Origin of the sequence: Rhizobium sp. NXC24 (assembly GCF_002944315.1) — a bacterium.
Classification (GTDB): Bacteria; Pseudomonadota; Alphaproteobacteria; order Rhizobiales; family Rhizobiaceae; genus Rhizobium.
This window is the reverse complement of sequence record NZ_CP024311.1, coordinates 1,839,677-1,861,104: the sequence shown is the minus strand read 5'-3', so window position 1 is coordinate 1,861,104 and position 21,428 is coordinate 1,839,677. Positions and strand designations below refer to the sequence as shown.

The 21,428-nt window shown below is 59.3% G+C and carries 19 protein-coding genes; 3 read left to right on the top strand and 16 right to left on the bottom strand.

The features are described 5' to 3' along the window. The first annotated feature begins 31 nt into the window (after positions 1 to 31). Both NXC24_RS09170 and lexA read left to right on the top strand, forming a co-directional pair. Entirely contained in the window at positions 32 to 523 is a 492-nt protein-coding gene (locus tag NXC24_RS09170; RefSeq protein ID WP_104822991.1) for a DUF2721 domain-containing protein, read from the top strand. Between the two features lie 393 nt (positions 524 to 916). After that, complete coding sequence (lexA, locus tag NXC24_RS09165) at positions 917 to 1,639, top strand: transcriptional repressor LexA (protein ID WP_104825086.1); 723 nt, start codon at positions 917 to 919, stop codon at positions 1,637 to 1,639. On the opposite strand, the gene NXC24_RS09160 is transcribed toward lexA, so the two are convergent. Then, a complete protein-coding gene (locus NXC24_RS09160; protein WP_104822990.1) occupies positions 1,620 to 4,079 on the bottom strand; it encodes a ComEC/Rec2 family competence protein in 2,460 nt (819 codons plus the stop codon). The two genes, lexA and NXC24_RS09160, sit on opposite strands and share 20 nt — an antisense overlap. Positions 4,080 to 4,359: 280 nt before the next feature. Between NXC24_RS09160 and gltA the strand changes: the two genes are divergently transcribed. Beyond that, the gene (gene gltA, locus NXC24_RS09155) at positions 4,360 to 5,649 is read left to right on the top strand and encodes a citrate synthase (protein ID WP_104822989.1); all 1,290 of its coding nucleotides are present in this window, start codon (positions 4,360 to 4,362) and stop codon (positions 5,647 to 5,649) included. Between the two features lie 30 nt (positions 5,650 to 5,679). On the opposite strand, the gene lpxB is transcribed toward gltA, so the two are convergent. From lpxB to NXC24_RS09080, 15 genes are all read right to left on the bottom strand, one after another. Then, positions 5,680 to 6,861 carry a lipid-A-disaccharide synthase gene (gene lpxB, locus NXC24_RS09150; RefSeq protein ID WP_104822988.1) on the bottom strand — a complete coding sequence of 394 codons (1,182 nt, stop codon included), beginning with the start codon at positions 6,859 to 6,861 and terminating at the stop codon, positions 5,680 to 5,682. Then, positions 6,858 to 7,739, bottom strand: coding sequence for an LpxI family protein (locus NXC24_RS09145; protein WP_104822987.1), 882 nt, complete (start codon positions 7,737 to 7,739; stop codon positions 6,858 to 6,860). The genes lpxB and NXC24_RS09145 overlap by 4 nt, the downstream gene beginning before the upstream one ends. A 1-nt stretch (position 7,740) precedes the next feature. After that, positions 7,741 to 8,556 carry an acyl-ACP--UDP-N-acetylglucosamine O-acyltransferase gene (gene lpxA / locus NXC24_RS09140; protein ID WP_104822986.1) on the bottom strand — a complete coding sequence of 272 codons (816 nt, stop codon included), beginning with the start codon at positions 8,554 to 8,556 and terminating at the stop codon, positions 7,741 to 7,743. Then, positions 8,553 to 9,026 (bottom strand): 3-hydroxyacyl-ACP dehydratase FabZ, encoded by a 474-nt coding sequence (gene fabZ / locus NXC24_RS09135; RefSeq protein ID WP_028755031.1) that lies wholly within the window; start codon positions 9,024 to 9,026, stop codon positions 8,553 to 8,555. The genes lpxA and fabZ overlap by 4 nt, the downstream gene beginning before the upstream one ends. Next, positions 9,019 to 10,086, bottom strand: a complete 1,068-nt coding sequence (lpxD, locus tag NXC24_RS09130) for a UDP-3-O-(3-hydroxymyristoyl)glucosamine N-acyltransferase (protein ID WP_104822985.1) — start codon at positions 10,084 to 10,086, stop codon at positions 9,019 to 9,021. The genes fabZ and lpxD overlap by 8 nt, the downstream gene beginning before the upstream one ends. A 50-nt stretch (positions 10,087 to 10,136) precedes the next feature. After that, positions 10,137 to 12,470 carry an outer membrane protein assembly factor BamA gene (gene bamA / locus NXC24_RS09125; protein ID WP_104822984.1) on the bottom strand — a complete coding sequence of 778 codons (2,334 nt, stop codon included), beginning with the start codon at positions 12,468 to 12,470 and terminating at the stop codon, positions 10,137 to 10,139. 200 nt (positions 12,471 to 12,670) lie between these two features. Then, entirely contained in the window at positions 12,671 to 14,344 is a 1,674-nt protein-coding gene (gene rseP / locus NXC24_RS09120; RefSeq protein ID WP_104822983.1) for an RIP metalloprotease RseP, read from the bottom strand. Between the two features lie 24 nt (positions 14,345 to 14,368). Beyond that, positions 14,369 to 15,202, bottom strand: a complete 834-nt coding sequence (locus tag NXC24_RS09115; protein WP_104822982.1) for a phosphatidate cytidylyltransferase — start codon at positions 15,200 to 15,202, stop codon at positions 14,369 to 14,371. Beyond that, on the bottom strand, positions 15,202 to 15,948 hold the full coding sequence (locus tag NXC24_RS09110) for an isoprenyl transferase (RefSeq protein WP_104822981.1): 747 nt from the start codon (positions 15,946 to 15,948) through the stop codon (positions 15,202 to 15,204). Before NXC24_RS09110 ends, NXC24_RS09115 begins: the two co-directional genes overlap by 1 nt. Positions 15,949 to 16,055: 107 nt before the next feature. Further along, positions 16,056 to 16,616 (bottom strand): ribosome recycling factor, encoded by a 561-nt coding sequence (gene frr, locus NXC24_RS09105; RefSeq protein ID WP_028755025.1) that lies wholly within the window; start codon positions 16,614 to 16,616, stop codon positions 16,056 to 16,058. A 56-nt stretch (positions 16,617 to 16,672) separates the two neighbouring features. Next, positions 16,673 to 17,392 (bottom strand): UMP kinase, encoded by a 720-nt coding sequence (pyrH, locus tag NXC24_RS09100; RefSeq protein WP_104822980.1) that lies wholly within the window; start codon positions 17,390 to 17,392, stop codon positions 16,673 to 16,675. 156 nt (positions 17,393 to 17,548) lie between these two features. Further along, positions 17,549 to 18,475 carry a translation elongation factor Ts gene (gene tsf / locus NXC24_RS09095; protein WP_104822979.1) on the bottom strand — a complete coding sequence of 309 codons (927 nt, stop codon included), beginning with the start codon at positions 18,473 to 18,475 and terminating at the stop codon, positions 17,549 to 17,551. 272 nt (positions 18,476 to 18,747) lie between these two features. Further along, positions 18,748 to 19,515 (bottom strand): 30S ribosomal protein S2, encoded by a 768-nt coding sequence (gene rpsB / locus NXC24_RS09090; RefSeq protein WP_104822978.1) that lies wholly within the window; start codon positions 19,513 to 19,515, stop codon positions 18,748 to 18,750. A gap of 189 nt (positions 19,516 to 19,704) precedes the next feature. Next, complete coding sequence (locus NXC24_RS09085) at positions 19,705 to 20,811, bottom strand: substrate-binding domain-containing protein (RefSeq protein WP_104822977.1); 1,107 nt, start codon at positions 20,809 to 20,811, stop codon at positions 19,705 to 19,707. Further along, complete coding sequence (locus NXC24_RS09080) at positions 20,811 to 21,428, bottom strand: 5-bromo-4-chloroindolyl phosphate hydrolysis family protein (RefSeq protein ID WP_104822976.1); 618 nt, start codon at positions 21,426 to 21,428, stop codon at positions 20,811 to 20,813. Before NXC24_RS09080 ends, NXC24_RS09085 begins: the two co-directional genes overlap by 1 nt.

The window sequence follows — 21,428 nt, the reverse complement described above, 5'->3', positions numbered from 1 at the left end:
CGGATGACGTTGGACAGAAAGGAGATCCAATGTGCTGAATGACCATCTGACGTCTATTGCCGCGCACGTTATTCAAATAGCGCTGACACCGGTCTTTCTGCTGGCGGGCACCGCCGGGTGCCTCAATGTCTTCTCGGCCAGGCTCGCCCGCGTCTCCGACCGGGTCAACAGCCTTTTCGAACGGGTGACCTCTGAGGACCCGGATGAAACGCGGTTGCTGCAGCTCTATTATCTGCGACGGCGAACATTGGCGCTGGAGATCGCAGTTCTGCTCGGCACGGCATCGGGCGTGTTCACATGCCTTGCGACGCTCGGCCTCATGGGCGGTGCAATTCGACAGCAATTTCGCGAGCAATTGCTGCTCTGGCTCTTTGGCCTTGCCGTCTTCGCACTCATGGGCGCCTTTGTGGCCTTTCTCGTCGAGATGATTCTGGCCGGGCGCAGCATGCTAAGGCAGATCGCCAACGACCGTACCTTGCTCGAGCACCGGCACGGGAGTTCGAGGAAAAGTTCAACCTATTGATATCCCATCGAATATTACTACGGATGGCACCAATCCCGGCCCCTCAGAAATCCGGATTCCCAGTCAGATCCATAGCTTGCTCTCCATGGTTCGGAGAGTGTCGTCCTCCAAAGAGCTTATAGAACGAAGAACATGGCTTTTCGCCGCCTTGGAGATAATCCGTTTTGGGATCGTCCGAAATTTTGCTTCGCCCGATTCCGCATATATTTCTGCTATTTAGTTTGAAGGTGCCGGGAAAAAAGTCATCTGCCCGGGACCTGTTATGTTCCCATTTATTTGATGCACCTACAAAATGTTCACCGAAATTTAAGGGCTTGCGGAACACATATGGAACATATAGTGTCCGTTCTGGATTTGTTTCACGACACCTTCTCAGTCCCGAGGTTCAAAACGATGTTGACGCGCAAGCAGCAGGAACTGCTTCTCTTCATTCACGAACGAATGAAGGAGTCCGGTGTTCCGCCATCTTTCGACGAGATGAAAGATGCGCTGGACCTTGCGTCCAAATCCGGTATTCACCGTCTCATCACGGCTTTGGAAGAACGCGGCTTCATCCGTCGCCTGCCGAACCGGGCCCGGGCGCTGGAGGTCATCAAGCTACCGGAGGCCTATAGCCCGAGCCTGCAGCCTCGCCGCGGCTTTTCGCCAAGCGTCATCGAGGGTAGCCTTGGCAAGCCGCAACTTGTGCCGCCGCCCGCACCCACCAAGCCGGTGAGTGAGGACAACAACAGTTCGGTTTCGGTACCCGTCATGGGCCGCATTGCCGCCGGCGTTCCGATCTCGGCCATCCAGAACAATACTCACGACATCACCGTTCCCGCCGACATGCTCGGCTCCGGCGAGCATTATGCGCTGGAGGTCAAGGGCGACTCCATGATCGATGCCGGCATCTTTGACGGCGATACCGTCATCATCCGCAACGCCACGACCGCCAATCCCGGCGACATCGTCGTCGCTCTCGTCGATGATGAAGAGGCGACATTGAAGCGCTTCCGCCGCAAGGGAGCCTCGATCGCGCTTGAAGCGGCAAACCCTGCTTACGAAACCCGCATCTTTGGGCCGGATCGAGTGAAGGTACAAGGCAAGCTCGTCGGTCTCATTCGCCGCTATCACTGACCGGTGACGCCGGCTTGAGCGGCGCGCCAAAAGTGTCTGTTCGCCAGTCGTAGGAGCGATGCAGGCTCCATGGCCGCGAAAGGTTTTCAAACGCTGCCGTCATTATCGGTTTATCGGTGCTAAGGCTCATTTCGATGGACCCTGTGCGGCGCAATGTTGCACCTGTGAAGAGCGTGGCGCCAGAGCGGCAGCGATCAAGACGCAGCCGTACGGAGGTGATGACGATATTGGCCGTGTCGCAGGCCGGAGCGAGATAGGCGGCATCTTCAATGGTGACAAGCATGTCGCCATTATCCAGCATTGCCACGCACCATGCACCTTTTTGGCAGGCGAAACCGCCCGGCCCGGCCGCGTCTAATGCCGCATCCATCGCCTTTCGAACGGCGCTCTGTTCTTCGGAATTCAGGCGACGATGCTTGTCTGATTTGCTGATTTTGGGGAGCTGACTATCCGGCGGAAGCATCGTTGGCGGTTGCTGCTCGGTGATCGCCAATGCTCTTTGCCATTGCTCGAAGATGAAATCCGGCGGTTTTTCGCGGTTTGTCGTCAACGCACCGTTGCGCAACAAGGCGACCAGCGTGCCGTCCTCGGAGATCATGAGATCAGGCTTCAGGACACCGGGGCCGAGCGCCACGACTGCGACCGAACCGGTGATCAAGAGCGCACCTGCATGTCGCAGCCATGTTCTCAGCAAGGTCATCAGCAAGAAGCCGGCTATGACCGTCGGGAACAGCCAGACCGGCAGCCGGCCGAAGGGAATATTACCGCCCCAGGCGGCAACCGTTTTGGCAATGACGATGACGACATCAAGTCCCCAGCCGGTTATCTGCCAGAAAGGGGCATCAACGCCAAATGGCATCAGTAGCGTCGCCGCCATGCCAAACGGCATGACGACAAAGGAGACGACCGGCATAGCCGCCAGATTGGCAACGAGGCCATATGTCGCCAACCGGTGAAAATGTTCTATCGAGAAGATTGCCGTCGATGCGCCGCCTATAAAAGAGGTCGACAATATGCTTCCGAAGAAACGGGAAACGAAGAGCAGCGGACGCATGACCCGGAACCGGGAGAGAACGCTCTCCCGATGCGGCCTCCTCGCCCAGAGCGAATAGCCGGACACCAACGCCAGGGTCGCGGCGTAAGACATCTGAAAACTTGGTCCGAGCGCCTGCGAAGGCGACAGTATGAGAATGACTATCGCCGATAGCGCCACGTTGCGCAGGCTAATGGATGGTCGGTCGAAGAGCACGGCGATCAGCATGATAGCCATCATGATGAAGGCACGCTCCGCGGATACCCCGAAGCCGGAAATGAGATAATAAGCCGTCACTGTAACTAGCGCGCCGAAGGCCGCAATCTTCTTTGTTGGCCAAGCCTGTGCCACGCCGAAAAACAGACTGAGGGCGTAGCGTAAACCGACATAAAAGATGCCCGCGGAGAGCGCCATGTTCAGGCCGGAGATGGCGATGATATGCGCAAGACCCGAGGTCCGCAGCGCTTCCGTCGTATCGTCTGAGATCGCTCGTCTCTCATCGGTGACAAGCGAAGCCGCAAAGGCGCCGGTGTCTCCGGGCAAAAGCGTCCTGATTCTATCGCCGATATGGCTGCGCAAACCGGCAAGCCAGATATCCGCCTTGTCGAGGACCGATCCCTGAACTACATCACCAGTCGGTGACAATAGTGTCGGCGTTCCATAGGCAAAGCCATTCGCGCCGGTGCCATCGAAATAGGCGCTGAAGGCGAAATCGTTGAGGCCGGGCAAGGCAGGTCCGGCCGGCGGCGTCAACCGCGCTCTACCCTGAATGCGGTCGCCGAGTTCGAAGGGCTGGAGCTGTTTGCGCACGAAAATGGTGATCTGCGCCGGCGGCCTGCGAATGGTCGGTTTTTCCGTTGCCTCCAGGGCGACGACATAGCGCCAACGGCCCTTGTCGTCGGCTTCACGCCGTTCGATCCGCCCGGTGATGGTGGTCGTCACCGCAGAGTCGAGCATCACCGTCGATGCGCGCCAGGTTTCGCATTGCGCCAGAGCCATGCCGGAGCACACCAGCATGCCGGCAAACAATATGTGCTGTAGCACTCGCCCCGCCTGCTGCTGGCGGAAGAATGCGACAGCGAAGATAAGGAGGGCCGTAAAAACAGCCTGCGGCGGCGGATCGGCTCCGACTGAGAACCAGACGATCGCGCCGGCGCCGATGTAGACCGGCGCAAATAGCATCGCGCGACCGTGCGCCGCCTCTTCTTCGGCTAAATGGTAAATGCCGAGTCGGATGCTGCCCGCCGCGAGGCGAAGACGGGCAATAAGCGCGGCGTGGTCCTGTGTCCGCTCCGGCCGCGACGCTTTGGCACGAGAAATAACGGCGCCCACGCCCTGCTCGCGCACGGCAACCGCAGCCAATTCCCGACTATCTACCTGCGGATCCGGTGCCTCTAAATTAGGCATATATTCCAGCGCCCACGCAAAACTACAGCTATAGCGGGAGTTTTGCCGTCACCGGCCAGTGATTTCAACTGAAATCGGCATCATCGCCGACAAAAGACGCTAATTCACGCTTGCGCAAAACGGTCCCTTCTACCGCAGTGCCCAAAAGTTGATACTGCAATGCACAAATAGGCGTAAGGATAACTTGGCATTAGGCTCTGGATCATATAGCTAATCGTTAGTCGCTTAACCCTTTGGCGCTTTTTAAGGCGCCAATCCCGCCAAATCTTGGAGGATCAGCATGACGGAACAAAGCGCGAAACTAACTTGGGGTGAAAAGACGGTGGATTTGCCGGTTAAGTCCGGAACCATCGGCCCAAGTGTCATTGATATTGGTGCCCTTTATAAGAACACCTCCACTTTCACCTACGATCCTGGCTTCACTTCGACTGCGTCGTGCGAATCCAGCATCACCTTTATTGATGGCGACGAAGGCGTTCTGCTGCATCGCGGTTATCCGATCGAACAGCTTGCCGAACACGGCGACTTCCTCGAAGTCTGTTACCTGCTGCTCTACGGCGAATTGCCGACCGCAGCCCAGAAGAAGGACTTCGATTACCGGGTCGTGCACCACACCATGGTGCATGAACAGATGTCTCGCTTCTTCACCGGCTTCCGTCGCGATGCGCATCCGATGGCCGTCATGTGCGGCTGCGTCGGCGCTCTGTCGGCCTTCTATCACGACTCCACCGACATCACCGATCCGCACCAGCGCATGGTCGCAAGCCTGCGCATGATCGCCAAGATGCCGACGCTTGCCGCCATGGCTTACAAGTACCATATCGGCCAGCCCTTCGTTTACCCGAAGAACGACCTCGATTATGCGTCGAACTTCCTGCGCATGTGCTTTGCCGTGCCCTGCGAAGAATATGTGGTCAACCCGGTGCTTGCCCGCGCCATGGACCGCATCTTCATCCTGCACGCCGATCACGAGCAGAATGCGTCGACATCGACGGTTCGCCTCGCGGGCTCTTCCGGCGCCAATCCCTTCGCTTGCGTCGCCGCCGGCATCGCCTGCCTCTGGGGTCCCGCTCACGGCGGCGCCAACGAAGCTGCGCTCAACATGCTGACGGAAATCGGCACGGTTGACCGCATTCCGGAATATATCGCCCGCGCCAAGGACAAGAACGATCCGTTCCGTCTGATGGGCTTCGGTCATCGCGTCTACAAGAACTACGATCCGCGCGCCAAGATCATGCAGAAGACGGCGCACGAGGTTCTCGGCGAACTCGGCATTAAGGACGATCCGCTGCTCGACATCGCGATCGAACTGGAGCGTATCGCGCTGACCGATGACTATTTCATCGAGAAGAAGCTTTACCCGAATGTCGACTTCTATTCCGGCATCACGCTGAAGGCTCTCGGCTTCCCCACGACCATGTTCACGGTGCTGTTTGCGCTTGCCCGCACCGTCGGCTGGATCGCCCAGTGGAACGAGATGATCGAAGATCCGGAACAGCGTATCGGCCGCCCGCGCCAGCTCTATACCGGCGAACCGCAGCGCGAATACGTTCCGGTTTCCAAGCGTTAAGCCGAAGAAGCGAGACAACAAAAAACCCGGTCAGAAATGGCCGGGTTTTTTCTTGGACAGGACATCGAGAACGATCGCCGCGGCCTTTTCGCCGGGCGGCTCCTCGGTCTGCATCCGCTGCCAGACCAGATCGTAACCCTGAAGCATGGCTGCACGCTCGGGCGTATCGCTCGACAGCCGCTCCATATAGCGCGCCAGCAGACCGGGGCGCAGCACATCGTTGATCAGTTCGGGCACGACGGCATAGTCGGCAATCAAATTCGGCAGAGCTGCCGTCCAGGTCTTGATGCGCGAGAGTACGAATCGGGCAAGCCATTCCGTCTTGTAGGCCGAGACGACGGGAACGCCCGCAAGGCCCAATTCCAGCACCACGGTGCCGGAAGCCGCCATCGCCGCATCCGCTTCCGCGAAAGCGTTCCATTTGGCATCCTGGCCGACGAAGACATCTGGCTTGACGCGCCAGTTTTCAAGGAGGGAGCGCACCAATGCCTCCTGTCGCGGAACGGTCGGCAACACGTAACGAACGCGATCGTTTCGCCGGCTAAGCTCCGTTACCGCCTGCTCGAAAACCGGCAGAAGCTGACGGATTTCCGAGGAACGCGAACCGGGAAGCAACAGGATCGTCTTTTCTCCGTCAGGCGCGCCGAAAGGGCGAAGCGCACGCCGGCGGCGGGTTTCGACCAAGCTCGAATCCACCGTCAGCCGATGGCCGACATAGGTCGTGGCCGGCCCCGCCAAGCGCTGCATCGCTGCCGGCTCGAACGGCAGGATGGCGAGGACATGATCGACATAGGCGAGCATTTTCTGCGCGCGATATTCTTTCCACGCCCACACGCTCGGGCAGACATAGTCGACGACCGGCAAGTCCGGCAGCGCCGCGCGCACCTTCTTGGCAACGCGATGGGTGAAATCCGGGCTATCGATGATCAGGAGCACGTCCGGCTTGGCTGCGATAATGGCGTCCGTCGTCTGGCGGATGCGGGCAAGCAGTTTCGGCAGTCGCTTGATGACCTGCGCAAAACCCATGATCGACAGTTCGGAATAATCAAAAAGCGAACGCAGACCCTGTGCTTCCAGGGCATCGCCACCAACGCCGATCAGTTCGACGGCGCCATCGTAACGTTGCTTCAATGCCGCGACGAGATCGCCGCCGAGCAGATCGCCGGAGACCTCGCCGGCTACGACGGCAAGCTTTAACGGCACACCGCTCACATAAAGCCCTCCGCGCTAAGGCCGCGATCGATGCCGCAGACGAACAGCCCGGCTTCGTCGGCAGCCGCAATGACCGCTTCGCGCTCCAGCACCAGCGCCCTGCCCGCCTCGACGGCGACGCCGGCAAGGCCGGCCTTCTTTGCGTTGAACACGGTCGAAACCCCGATCGACGGAAGGTCGGCGCGCACGTCCTGCTGCGGCTTGCAGAGCTTCACCAATACGCCCCGGCGACGCGCCGATATGCGCCCTTCGGCTCGCAAACCGGAGACGCGCTCGATCATCTTGTCTGTGCCCTCGGCGCCCTCCAGCGCCACGACACGGCCGCCGACGCTGACGGCACCCTGCCCGACATCCAGCAATCCAAGGGCAATGGCTGCCTTCGCTCCCTGCGCGATATCGCGCAGATCCTCTTCCGATGGCGAGAAACGGCCGAGCGGCCCGGTGGTCGCCAGCAGATCCGGCGCGATCTCATGCGCGCCGACGACGCGGACACCGCCGGCCTCGATCAAACGGATAACCATCTGCAGCACAGCATTGTCGCCGCCGGAAAGAAGGGTGCGGATGGTCGACGGCAATTCCTTGATCACGCGCCAGGTCGGACGCACATCGCGCCAGGGCGGACGACGCGCGACAGCGCCGGACATGACGACCCGGTCGACTCCATAGCGGCGAAACATGGCCTCCAGGCCGGCAAAATTGCCGACGCCGAGATTGGCATGATCGAAAGCGGACCAGTCGCGATCCGCCTCATCCGTCAGCGCAATGATAACGGGATTTTCGCCTGCCTGCCGGGCGGCATCGGCAACATAGGCCGGCAAAAAGCCGCTGCCTGCGATGATCGCCAGCCTGCCCGCATGGTTTTGACCGCTCGCGGCCACCTCAGCCCTTACCGCGATTGGGTGACGACAATGCGCGATCACTTTCGGCGGCGATGAAATCGAGGATCTCGATCACTTCCTTACAATCGGCATATTCTTCGCGGATCGCCGCCGCATTGTCGCGGATCGAGCCTTCGCCTTCGAAAATGCTCTTATAGGCGCGACGAACCGTATGGATGACCGAGCGCTCAATTCCGGCGCGCGTCATGCCGACAATATTGAGACCCGAGAGTACGCCTGGATTTCCGTTCAGCATGCCATAGGGAATGACGTCATAGCTGGCGGCCGAAAGACCGCCGATGAAGGCTTGACGGCCGATGCGGGTGAATTGATGCACCGCGCAGCCACCGCCGAGGATGGCGCGGTCTTCGACGGTGACATGCCCGGCCAGCATGACATTGTTCGACATGATGACGTTGTTGCCGACGCGGCAATCATGGGCGACGTGGGAATTGGCAAGGAACAGGTTGTTGTTGCCGATGATGGTCTTGCCGCCGTAGTCGGCGGTACCGGTATTGATCGTCACGCCTTCGCGGATCGTGCAATTCTCGCCGACGTCCAGCGTCGTCTCTTCGCCGCCGTGATGCACGCTCTGCGGATCGCCACCGACGACCGCCATCGGGAATATCTTCGTGCCCTTGCCGATCGTCGTCCGGCCGGTCACAACCACATGCGTCAAGAGCTGAACAGCATCATGCAACACGACCTTGGGGCCGACATGGCAGAACGGGCCGACGACGACATTCTCGCCGATGACCGCTCCATCCTCAACGACCGCGAGCTTATGAATGCGCGCGCTTTTTGCAATACTGCTCATGCCTGCTCTTGGTCCTTCCGTACGATCATCGCGCCGATATCGGCCTCGGCAACCAGCGAGCCATCGACCTTGGCGTCGCAATGGAACTTCCAGATCGTACCGCGCTGCTTCAGCTTGACAACGTGGAATTCAACACGATCGCCAGGTACGACCGGCTTGCGGAAGCGGGCATTGTCGATCGTCATGAAGTAGACGAGATTGCCGCCGATTCCGTCCTTGCGGGCGCAGATCGCGCCTGCCGTCTGCGCCATACCTTCGATGAGCAGAACGCCCGGCATGATTGGCGATCCCGGGAAGTGGCCGGTAAACTGCGGTTCGTTTGCGGTGACGTTCTTGATGCCGATCGCGGAATTATCGCTATCGATCTCGATGATCTTGTCGACCATCAGGAAGGGATAGCGATGCGGCAAAAGCTTCATGATCTCGATGACGTCTGCCGACGACAGCGACGTCTTGGCTTCTTCAGTCATGCTCCGCACTCCCGTCCTTCTTTTCTCTGGCTCCTGACCGTTTTGCGATCTCCGCCGACTCTCTTAGAAAATCCCACAATGGCCGTGCCGGAAGGCCCGCATAGCGCTCGCCCGCCGGAATGCTGTTCATCACGCCGCTTTTGGCACCGATCTGAACACCGTCGCCGATATGAATATGGCCGTTCAAGCCCGCCTGACCACCGATCTGCACACCGTCGCCGATCACCGTGCTGCCGGCAATGCCGACCTGGCTGACGATCGCGCAGTGGCGGCCGATGCGGACGTTATGTCCGATCTGCACCTGATTGTCGATCTTGGTGCCCTCGCCGATGACAGTGTCATCCATGGTGCCGCGATCGATCGTGGTATTGGCGCCGATCTCGACATTGTCCTGAATGATGACACGGCCGATCTGCACGATCTTCACCATACCACGCGGGCTTGGCGCATATCCAAAACCATCCTGGCCGATACGCGCGCCATTGTGAATGATGACGCCATTGCCGAGGTAGGAGCAAAGCACGCTGGCGCCGCCGCCGATCGTGCAATTGCGCCCGATCTTGACACCCGGCCCGATCATCGCGCCGGCTCCGATGCGCGTACCCTCCCCGATCTCAGCACCCGGTCCGATAACCGCGCACGGCTCAACGCCGACGTCAGCCTCAAGCTTGGCGGTCGGATCGATGAAGGCCGCCGGCGAAATCAGCGTTGGCGCAGAGGTCAGTGCAACCGGACGCATGGCTTGCGGATGCAGCAGAGCGCCCGCCAGCGCGAAATCCGTGTGCGGCTTTCTGGAAAGGAGGACCGGGATATGCGCGGGAACGAAAGACTTCAGCGCCGGCAAGCAAATGATCGCCGAAGCCCGACAGGTCTCCAGTTCCGCACGATTCTTCCGGGAGAGAATGTAGCAAACGTCGCCTTCGCCCGCCCGGTAGACGGGAGCGATGGACTTGATGACGACGCCGGCAAAGGCCTCGTCAGCAAGTTCCGCCCCAAGATACTCGGCCAGCGCACGAAGGCTGACGCCATCATGGGACGGGAAAAAATCGATATGTTCCATAAGCACCAGCTCCAGAACGGTGTTAAGCCCGCAGTTCTGGGCTGCCGATATCAGAACTGGTTGGCGATGCCAAACCGGAAATTCTCAGTCTTGTCGTAGTCTTCCTTGAGAACCGGCACGGCATAGTCAACTCGGATGACGCCGAAGGGCGACGACCAGATCAGGCCCGCACCCAACGAAGCACGGATCGAGCTGTCGTTGTGCAGTACGTCACCGAAGAGGTCAGCCTTGTTGCCGTAGAGCGTACCCGCATCGGCAAAGGCTGCGACGCGCAGACCGATATCCTGCGGAACGCCCGGCATAGGCATGCTTGCTTCAGCCGAAGCCGTGAAGTAGGTCGTGCCGCCGAGCGCATCGCCATGCGACGAACGCGGACCGATACCGGCATTCTCGAAGCCGCGGATTTCACGGCCACCGAGCGTGAACTGATCGAAGACGTTCAGGTGATCGCCTGTCGGCATGACATAACCGGCGCCAACCGTCAGCGAGCCGATGATGTCGGCTTCGTCGCTGATCATCTTGTAGTAACGCGCCTTGCCGCTCAGCTTGTAGAAGTCGGAGTCGCCGCCCAGACCCGCATATTCATGCGTGAACTTGGCGATGATACCTTCGCGCGGCAGGTTCTGATCGTCGAGCGTGTTGTAGGTAAAGGTCTGCGAAATCGTCGACTGCACCCACGGGCTGTTGTTCACGAGATTCAGATACGGAGCCGACAGATTGTTCTCCCAATCGTCGGTGCCATCATACTGAAGACGCTTGTAGTTGTAGCGCAGGGTCGTCGCCAGGTTCTCGGTGATCGGCGCGGTGACGCGCAGCGAGAAGCCTTCTTCCGAATAATCGTAGAAATCGTCGCTCGAGGTCTGGTTCCTGAAGATGTCAAAGCCGGCAGCCAGACGATAGCCGAGGAAATAGGGCTCGGTGAACGAGATGTTATAGGTACGGTTGCCTTCCGTGCCGGCACCTGCGGCGATACGGATGTACTGGCCCCGACCGAGGAAGTTCTTTTCTTCGACCGAAGCTTCGAGCAGCAGACCGCCGTTGTTGCCGACGGCGTAACCAGCACCGATACCAAACGAACCGGTCGGCTGGTCTTCGACGTTGACGATCACGACGACGCGATCCGGAGCGCTGCCCTGGGCCGTGCTAATGTCAACCTTGGTGAAGTAGCCGAGGGCGTCGAGGCGACGCTTGGCGCGGGTGATCATTTCCTGGTTGAAGGCATCGCCTTCATTGAGATCGAACTCGCGGCGAATGACGTAATCACGCGTGCGGGTGTTGCCGCGGATTTCGATGCGCTCGACATAGGCGCGTTCGCCCTGATCGACCAAATATTCAATACCTATCGTGTGGCCGGTGAGGTCACGATTGCCGCGCGGCGTGATGCGGGCGAACGGATAGCCGGCCGCAGCAACGCGCTTGGAAATGTTCTCGATCGAGGTCTGGATATCCTTGGCGCTGTAGACATCGCCCTTGTGGGTGATGACCAGGCTCTTCAGGTCGTCCGCATTGATGCCCTCGACCGTCGACACCACGTTGATGTCGCCATAGGTGTAGCGCGGACCTTCATCGACGTTGAAGTTCAGCGTGTATTCGTTGTTCTGCTCGTTCAGCGTCGCATCGGCACTGACGATGCGGAAGTCGGCATAACCGTGATTGTAGTAGAACTGACGCAGCGCATCCTGGTCCGCCTGCTGGCGCTCGGCGCTATAAACGTCCTTGCGGGTCAGGAACGACAGGAAGTTCGACTTCTTGGTGCTGATCACCGAAGCAAGACGGCCGCTGCTGTAAGCCTGGTTGCCCGAGAAATTGATCTTGTCGATCTTGGTGCGGTCACCTTCGTTGATGACGAAGGCCACGTTGATGCGGCCCTCAGCGACCGGAACGGTCTGCGTCGTCACCTGGACTTCATTACGGCCAATTGCGGCGTAAGCGTCCTTGATGGTCTTGATGTCGGCCTGGACCTGGGTTTCGCTGTAAGGACCGGCGGCATGGGTCTGAACGATGCCCTGGAGCTTGTCGTCCTTGATCTTATGGTTGCCGTTGAAAACCACGGCATTGATCAACTGGTTTTCCTTGACGGCAATGACCAGCGTGCTGCCAGAGACAGTCATGTTTACATCGGAGAAGTATCCGGTGGCATAAAGTTGCTTTACCGAATTGTCGATGTCGGCTGGCGAAAAGCTCTTGCCGGGCTTGATCGTGATATTGTCGCGAACAGCCTCTGCACCAACGCGTCCAGCTCCCCTGACATCGACCCGCTGTATGACAGCGGCTTCTGCGACTGAGGCAGAAGCAAGGGTGATAACACCAGCGCCCGACGCAACAACACCTGCAGACAGCGCTACCGCCGACACTGCGTTCAATAATCTTGAACCAGCCTTCATTTTCACTTCTTACCTTTTTATCAGTCGTCCCCAGCCCCGAGCGAACCCGATTCCGGCCACGTGTGTCGTTTTACCCGCTTTTGACATACAAGCAAGGGAGCAAGTTAATTTCTGTTTACTTCATTTCAAACCGTGGCTCATTCGCCACTACAGCTTTGAAACATCGTAAATAAATCGTAATTTCCTCTCTAAATGCCCCATCAGCCTATCCTGGAGCTGATGTCATTCCATGTCGCAAACACCATGAGTGACAGCACCATCGCAAAACCAATTCGGAAAGCGATGTCTTGTGCCCGAGCACCCAATGGTTTTCCCCTCACGGCTTCAATCGCATAGAACATCAAGTGCCCGCCATCAAGTACCGGCACCGGCATCAAATTTAATAACCCAATGGAAACAGAAAGTATGGCGGCGAATTGGAGCACCGCCGAAAAGCCCAGGGTTGCCATTTGGCCGGAAAGCTGAGCCACCCGAATGGGGCCGCCGAGCTGATCCGCCTTCATGTAACCGCCGATGACATTGCCGAGATATTCGAAGGTGCCGGACACGATGCTGCCGGTCTGCCTGACGCCTTCGCCCAGCGCCTGAAACGGGCCATATGCCTCATAACGGAGCTTGAAGGGCTTCTGGCCGTCGGTAATCCCGATGCTGTTGATCTCCATCTCGTTGCCGAAGGCATCCGGCTCTTCGGTCTTCTTCGGAGTGACCTGGACGTCAAGTGTCCCGCCGCTACGCTTGACGGACAACGTCACGGGCTTGTCCTGACGGGACGCCACATAACGCTGCACTTCGCCGATGGAATCGATCACACGCCCGTCCACGGAGAGGATACGGTCGCCAAGCGCGATGCCAGCCTCTTGCGCTGGGCTATCCGGTGCGATTGAAGCGACGAGCGGGTCGATCGGCGAAATGCCGATGCTGCCGACGTCCTTCTTCTTTCCGGAAGCGTCTGTCGCGGTCAATGTTTCCGGCACCATCGGAAAATCGCGCGTCTGGCCGTTGCGTTCGACCGTCAAAACGAGGTTTTTTCCAGCGCGATCGGTGACATAGCGGGCGATATCATAATAGGTCGCGACATTATTGCCGTCGACGGCGATCAGGCGATCGCCCGCCTGCACGCCCGCCTTCGCTGCCGGTCCGCCCGGCTCGATCGCCGTTACCAGCGGATCGACGAGCGCGATGCCGATGCGCCCCATTTCCATCTTGTTGCCGAACTGATCGGTGTCTTCCACGAGTTTCGGCACGATGCGGAAGTCGCGCTTCTGACCGTCGCGTTCGACGGTCAGAACGATATTGCGACCGGGCCGCAGGCCGACATAACGCTGCACCTCGTCGAACGTCGTCACCTTGGTGCCGTCGATCGCGACGAGACGGTCGCCGCGTTCGATCCCCGCTTCAGCGGCGGCACCGCCGCGCATGACCACGGCCACGACCGGATCGGCGACGGTACGACCATAGACGCCGAAGAGAACGGCGAAGATTGCGATGGCGAGAATGAAGTTGGCGATCGGACCTGCCGCGACAGTTGCGGCTCGCTTCCACAGCTTGGCGCCGGCGAAAGACCGGGCGCGCTCCTCTTCCGTCATGGCCGAGAGCTGATCGACATCGGTCTTGCTGGAGGCATCCTCGTCGCCGAAGAAGCGGACATAGCCGCCGAGCGGAATGACCGATAGCTTCCAGCGCGTGCCGTGGCGGTCAGTGAAGCCGGCGACTTCCGGACCGAAGCCAATCGAAAAGGCCATAATACGGATGCCGGACCAGCGCCCGACCAGATAATGACCCATTTCGTGCACGAAGACGAGCAATGACAGAACGAAAACAAACGTGATGACGTTGTTCGTCAAGAAGCCGATGATGCCTGCCACGCTACCCATGCAACGATCCTGTTCGCGTTGATTTCAGACACCGAGCAGAACGCCGCCCAATGACATAGTCTCGCCGCTCATTGTCAGTGATATTACGATAGCCAACAAAAACGCCGCAAAACAAGCAAAAATTAGTCCATCGACCCTGTCCATGACGCCGCCATGGCCGGGAATCAGATGGCTGGAGTCCTTGACGCCGAAGCGGCGCTTGATGAAAGACTCGAATAAATCGCCAATTTGACTGCAGATTGACAAAACCAGCGTAAGCGCAGGAATCCATAAACCATCTGCCGAGAAAAAGCTCCAGACGACCGCTGTTCCGGCCACCACCGCGGCGATGGCGCCGCCGATGGCGCCCGACCAGGTCTTGCCAGGCGATATGCGCGGCGCAAGCTTGGCGCCGCCGATGGCGCGACCGACGAAATAGGCAAAGATATCCGTTGCCCAAACGGTGGCGAAAATGAACAGCATCAGCACGAAGCCGCGCAGATCGTCATCCCGAATCTCGGCAAGGGCGATCGCCGTCAGTCCCGCATAGAATATTCCACCGGGCAACCACCAGCTTTTATGGCGCACGGCAACCATGATCGCCGTCACCGCCACAAAGATGACCAAAACCTCGAGGGAATAGACGGATTCCGCCATCAGCGTCGCGCCGGCTATGAGCACCAGGCCCAGCCAGCCAAGCGCATTGCCCTGCGGATCGCGGCCATGCAGGTCCGTTATCGTCGACCATTCGTAATAGACGAGCAGGCCGATCGCCGCCGCCAGAATACGAAAGCTCAGACCGCCATACCAGGTGGCAGCTAGAACGACTACGGCAAGAACGATGCCGGAAATGATGCGCAGCCTGAGTTCGCGGCTCATCAGGACCCCACGGCCGCCGCTTGTTTGGCGGAAAGACCGCCAAAGCGTCGATCACGCGCAGCGTATTTTTCCAGCGCGGAGAAGAACAGGTCGCGGCTGAAGTCCGGCCAATATTCCGGCATGAACATGAATTCCGAATAGGCGGCCTGCCAGAGCAGGAAATTCGACAGCCGTTCTTCGCCGCTGGTGCGGATGATGAGATCGGGATCGGGAATTCCGGCGGTATCCAGCCGTGCATCGATCAATTCGGGACGGATGTCCTGCGGGCGCAGGCGCCCGGTCTCGACATCCTTGGCGAGGCTGACGAAAGCACGGGTGATCTCATCGCGGGAGCCGTAATTGAAGGCGATTACCAGCGTCAGCGCCGTGTTGTCCTTGGTGGTCTCTTCAGCTTCGATCAACAACGGCAGGATATCGCTGCGCAGATTGTAGCGGTCGCCAATCACGCGGATGCGAACATTCTGGCGATGCAGTTCTGCAAGATCCCGGCGAATGAACGCCTTGAGCAGACCGAGGAGATCGCTCACCTCGGTTTCCGGACGACGCCAATTCTCCGAGGAAAAGGCAAAGAGCGTCAGATATTTTATACCGACATCGCCCGCCGCCCGTACGGTTTCGCGCACAGCCTCCACGCCCTTGCGGTGGCCCATGGTGCGCGGCAGACTGCGCGCGTTGGCCCAACGCCCGTTGCCATCCATAATAATGGCCACGTGATCAGGTATGGCAGAGAACGTGGGAACTGTCATATGGATCCGGTTTCGTTCGGCAGGAAAATGCTCTAGGGCTTCAAATCTAGCGCACCCTCGCCGCTTTCAATATTTCCCCATTGAAAGCGGGATGCTCTAGCGTGCAATCAGACCTGCATGATTTCCTTTTCTTTGTCGGCTAGCAAGCGGTCGATGTCGGAAATCGTATCGTCCGTCATCTTCTGTACACGCTCGGACTGGGCACGGCTTTCGTCCTGACCGATTACACCGTCCTTTTCGGCCTTTTTGAGACCGTCCATGCCATCGCGGCGGACATGGCGAATCGCCACCTTCGCCTTCTCGGCATATTCATGGGCGACCTTGACCAGAGAACGGCGGCGCTCCTCGTTGAGTTCCGGCAACGGAATACGCAGATTTTGGCCATCGACGATCGGGTTGAGGCCGAGATTGGATTCGCGGATCGAGCGCTCGACGGCGCCGACCATCGACTTGTCCCAAACGGAGACGGTCAGCATGCGCGGCTCGGGCACGGTGATGTTGGCAACTTGGTTCAGCGGCATGCGCGAACCATAGGCTTCAACTGTGACCGGATCGAGAATGTTGGCGGACGCGCGCCCGGTGCGCAGCGAGGCGATATCGCTCTTGAATGCCGCGATGGCGCCGTCCATGCGGCGCTTCAGTTCCTTGAGGTCGGTGCCTTCACTCATGTTTTTATACTCCCGTGTAATAGGCGGCGCCGGGAAGGCCCGGTGCCACAGGAACGTCAATTGTCGGATACGATGGTCTTACGACCGCCGCCGGTCAAGATTTCTGCGAAACCGCCCTTTTCATGAATGGAAAAGACGATGATCGGAATTGAATTTTCCCGTGCAAGCGCCACGGCGGCCACATCCATGACGGCGAGGCCCTTTTCCAGCACTTGGCTGTGGGTCAAATGTTCGAAACGCTCGGCGTCCGGGAACTTCTTCGGATCGGCGGAATAGATGCCATCGACCTGCGTTCCCTTGAAGATCGCTTCCGCACCCATTTCGGCGGCACGCAGCGCTGCGGCGGAATCGGTGGTGAAGAAGGGATTGCCGGTGCCGCCAGCAAAGATCACCACGCGGCCGAGCGACAGATGATAGAGCGTCGCACGCTGCGAGAAACTCTCGCAGATCTCCGGCATGGAAATGGCTGAGAGCACCACTGTATCGATATCCAGCTTGCGCAGCGAGGTGGCCAGCGCCAGAGCATTGATGACGGTGCCGAGCATGCCCATGTGGTCGCCGGTCACGCGGTCTCCGCCCTTGGAGGCCACGGCAACGCCACGGAAGATATTGCCGCCGCCGACGACGACGCCGACCTCGACACCCATTTCGCGCGCTGCGGCAATATCGGATGCAATGCGGTCAGCGACGGTAACGTCGATACCGAACCCCTGGCTGCCCATCAGAGCTTCGCCGGAGGCCTTGAGCAATACGCGCTTGTAGATCGGCTGGGACATTGTCGCTCCTTGAAGTGATCGCGGGGTAATAATTGTGAATGCCGGATACACGAAGGGCACCGCGTTGTCACGCGATGCCCACGGGTTTCCCCTGATATGGTTTCACCTATCTGGGATATGGTTTCGTTTCGTCAACAGACGAAATGAATTCGTTGATCAGCCCTTGGCGGCAGCGGCGACTTCGGCAGCGAAGTCGGTCTCTTCCTTCTCGACGCCTTCGCCGAGAAGCAGACGAGCCATGCCGGTGATTTCGATCGGCGCGCCGGCGGTCTTTTCAGCTTCCTTGAGGGCAGCGGCGACGGTCAGGTCCGGATTAATGACGAAAGCCTGCGACAGAAGAGCGACTTCTTCGAAGAACTTGCGCATGCGGCCTTCGACCATCTTTTCGATGATGTTGTCCGGCTTGCCGGAGGCGCGGGACTGCTCGATGAAGACGTTACGTTCGCGTTCGGCGACGGCAGCGTCAACTTCTTCCGGACGGATGGCGAGCGGGTTCGTAGCAGCAATGTGCATGGCAACCTGGCGGCCGATCGACGTCAGAACGGCCTTGTCACCGACCGACTTCAGGGCAACCAGAACGCCCAGCTTGCCGATACCGTCGCCAGCAGCGTTGTGAATGTAGGTCGCCACGACGCCGTGCTCAACTTCCAACTTGACCGCACGACGAAGCGCCATGTTTTCGCCGATGGTTGCGATCGCGTCCTTGATGGTGTCGGCGACCGGCTTGCCGGAGGCGGGATAGGTCGCAGCCGAAACGGCTTCGACAGTGCCGTTGGTGGACAGCGCAACTTCGGCGATGCCGCGAGCAAGATCCTGGAAGGCATCGTTACGGGCAACGAAGTCAGTTTCAGAGTTGAGCTCGACGACGACGGCCTTGTGACCGGCGCCGGCAATGGCGACCAAGCCTTCAGCGGCGGTGCGGCCGGACTTCTTGTCGGCCTTGGAGATGCCCTTGGCGCGCAGCCAGTCGATCGCGGCTTCGATATCCCCGTTCGTCTCCGTCAGCGCCTTCTTGCAGTCCATCATGCCTGCGCCAGACTTTTCGCGCAGTTCTTTCACCAGTGCAGCCGTAATCTCGGTCATAAGCTTCCTCTTGTCGGTTCATACGGTGCGGCAAACGGCGTTAAGCCGAAGAGGCACCGATTTGAGGGACGAAATGTACCCGTAAGTATGACAGCGTTATGAAGCAGCGTCATACTATGGAATTCTGTTTGGAACGTGCCTGGATTTTCCGCCCAGGCGAGGCGTTACCAAAAACGTGATAAGGCCGCTCGAACTCCTAGAAGTCGCAAACGGCCTTATCCCGGATATCAATACGCTCGGGCGGACAAGCTTTTGTCCGCCACAAGACGCGATCAGGCTTCGGTGCCGTCCACCAGAGTCGGCTCGACCGGAGCTTCGACGGAAGCGCCAAGGTCGCGGCCGGATGCGCTCTGCTGGCGGGCGATGCCGTCGATGGCAGCGCGCGAGATCAGGTCGCAGTAGAGAGCGATCGCGCGCGAAGCGTCGTCGTTGCCCGGGATCGGATAGTCGATCAGGTCCGGATCGCAGTTCGAGTCGATGATGGCGACGACCGGAATGCCGAGGCGCTTGGCTTCGTCGATCGCGATCTTTTCCTTGTTGGTGTCGATGATGAACATCAGGTCCGGAGTGCCGCCCATATCGCGGATACCGCCGAGAGCCTTGTCCAGCTTTTCGCGCTCGCGCTCAAGGTTCAGACGTTCCTTCTTGGTGAAGCCCTGGGCTTCGCCGTTGAGGATTTCGTCGAGCTTGCGCAGACGCTGAATGGAATTCGAAATCGTCTTCCAGTTGGTCATCATGCCGCCGAGCCAGCGGGCGTTGACGTAGTACTGAGCCGAGCGCTTGGCGCTGTCGGCGATCAGTTCGGACGCCTGGCGCTTGGTGCCGACGAACAGGACGCGGCCGCCACGGGCAACGGTGTCGCTGACAACCTGCAGAGCGCGGCTCAGCAACGGAACCGTCTGGGCGAGGTCGATGATGTGGATGTTGTTACGATCGCCGAAGATGTACGGCTTCATCTTCGGGTTCCAGCGATGCGTCTGATGGCCGAAGTGAACACCAGCTTCCAGAAGCTGACGCATAGAAAAATCAGGCAATGCCATGCCTTTGACTCCTTTTCCGGTTGAACCTCCGCAAGGCGAACAGCCTCCTCTTCGAGGAAGCCACCGGGCGGAACGATCCGGATTTCTCCCGGACAATCCCATGCCTTACGTGTGGAATGCGGCTGCCCATACATTCGATTTACCGAGAATGCAAGGCTTGCGCAGAAAAAATGCGACAGACCCCTGCCCTCAGCTCGCGACCTTATTGAGTAGCGCCAGCATGACGTTGGCGTCCGGCATGGGCAAGACCGCGTCGATTTCGTCCGGCAGCAGGCCCGCAATGGCGTCATGTGCATTTCCGGTTGCCGTGCCCAATGGCCCACGGAAACCGTGCTTGGTCCAGGCAAGTTCCTGCAGCTTCGGGCTTGTCAGCGCATCCATCAGCCGGTTGGCGGTCTCGTCGACGACGATCAGAGGATGCGAGGAATAGACGGTCGGATGCGGGTAAAGGACGACGGGCTTTGCCGTCGAGCTCGCTTGAACGCGCTTCCAACGTTCGGGATCGGCGATGATCCATTCGACCAACTGATTCTCGTAGCCGACGATCATCGGTTCGCCACCAAGACCGCCGGCCAGATATTGATCGAAAAGCTTGCCGGATGACGGCGACTTGAAGCCCATGTTGCGGAAGATCGTCTGCGCCTTGTCGCCGGACTGTGTGAGATCGGCGGCAGTCGCGACGTTGCCGGCAAATAGGCTCAGCACCAATCCGGCAAACATGAAGCCGGAATTGGAGCGATTCGGATCGGTCGATACGATGCGCGCCTGCCCGTAGAGCGAGGCGACCCCGAGCTTGGACCAGTGCGTTCCCGCAAGGACGGCATCGAGCAATGCCTTCAGATCAAGCTGATGCTGTCCCGCGGGTGTCACGGTAACCAGCCCGGATTTCATCAATCCGTCGACCACCGGCTGCCAGGTGTAGACAACCACCGGCGTATTCAGCACGACACGGTTGTTGCGGATCTTGATGCCGTTCTGCCGGGCGATATCGACCATGATCGAGGAGGATGGCCAGAGGAAAGCGGGGTTCTGCTGCAGAAGCGCCTGCTCGCGCACCATCTCGACGGAGCCGGCCACACGCGTATCTATATCCAGTCCGTAGCCCCGCAGGGCGCCGACGACATCCTCGTCAGCCAGAAAGGATTCTTTCTCCCCGCCGATGAAACCGAAGAGTTTCGTGCGGTTGCCGAGTAGCCCCTGGAACTCCGGCCTGTCCTTCGCGGCGAAATAGCCGCCGGTGCCGGCGACGCCGGCAGCAAGAAGTCCCACTCCAAAGGCGCGGCGAGAAATGGCCATCAGCGTCCGATATCCTCTTTGAGCGAAGCCTGTATGAGGCGCAGTTCCGTGTCCAACGTGTCGAGCCTGTCGTCGACGAGGCTATCCGAATAGTGCACGAAGGCGTCCTCAAGCTTGGTGAGCACCAGCTCCACATCCTGCAATCGCTTTTGGTCGGGCACGCGTTTGGCCTCGAGGGTGGCGAAACCCTCGGCGACTTCAGCCGCGCGCGGCAGATAGTAACTGAGGAACCGCCGTACGGTGCCGGCGCTTTCCGGGCTCGCCTCCACCTTGGCAAAGACATCTGCGGCGATTTCGGCCAGATGCCGCACGCGCTTTGCCGTCACCTTATTGGTAATGTGGTCCGCCGAGGCTTCCAGCCTTTGCGCCGCCGGTGCAGCCGCATTCAAGAGATCGCGCGCGAAATCGAGACGTCCCCTACCGATGGCTTTGGCATCCAGACCTTCGAAAAGCCGGCGCGGCGACAGAGTGAAGACAAGACCTGCGAAGACGAGCAGACCGATGACGGCCGCGATCCACAATGGCATCTTCGCAAAGAAGCTCAAGACGGGAACGACGATCGCAGCGGCAAGCCCCGCCACGATCCAATTCCAGTCATTGCCGAACCAGTTACGCAT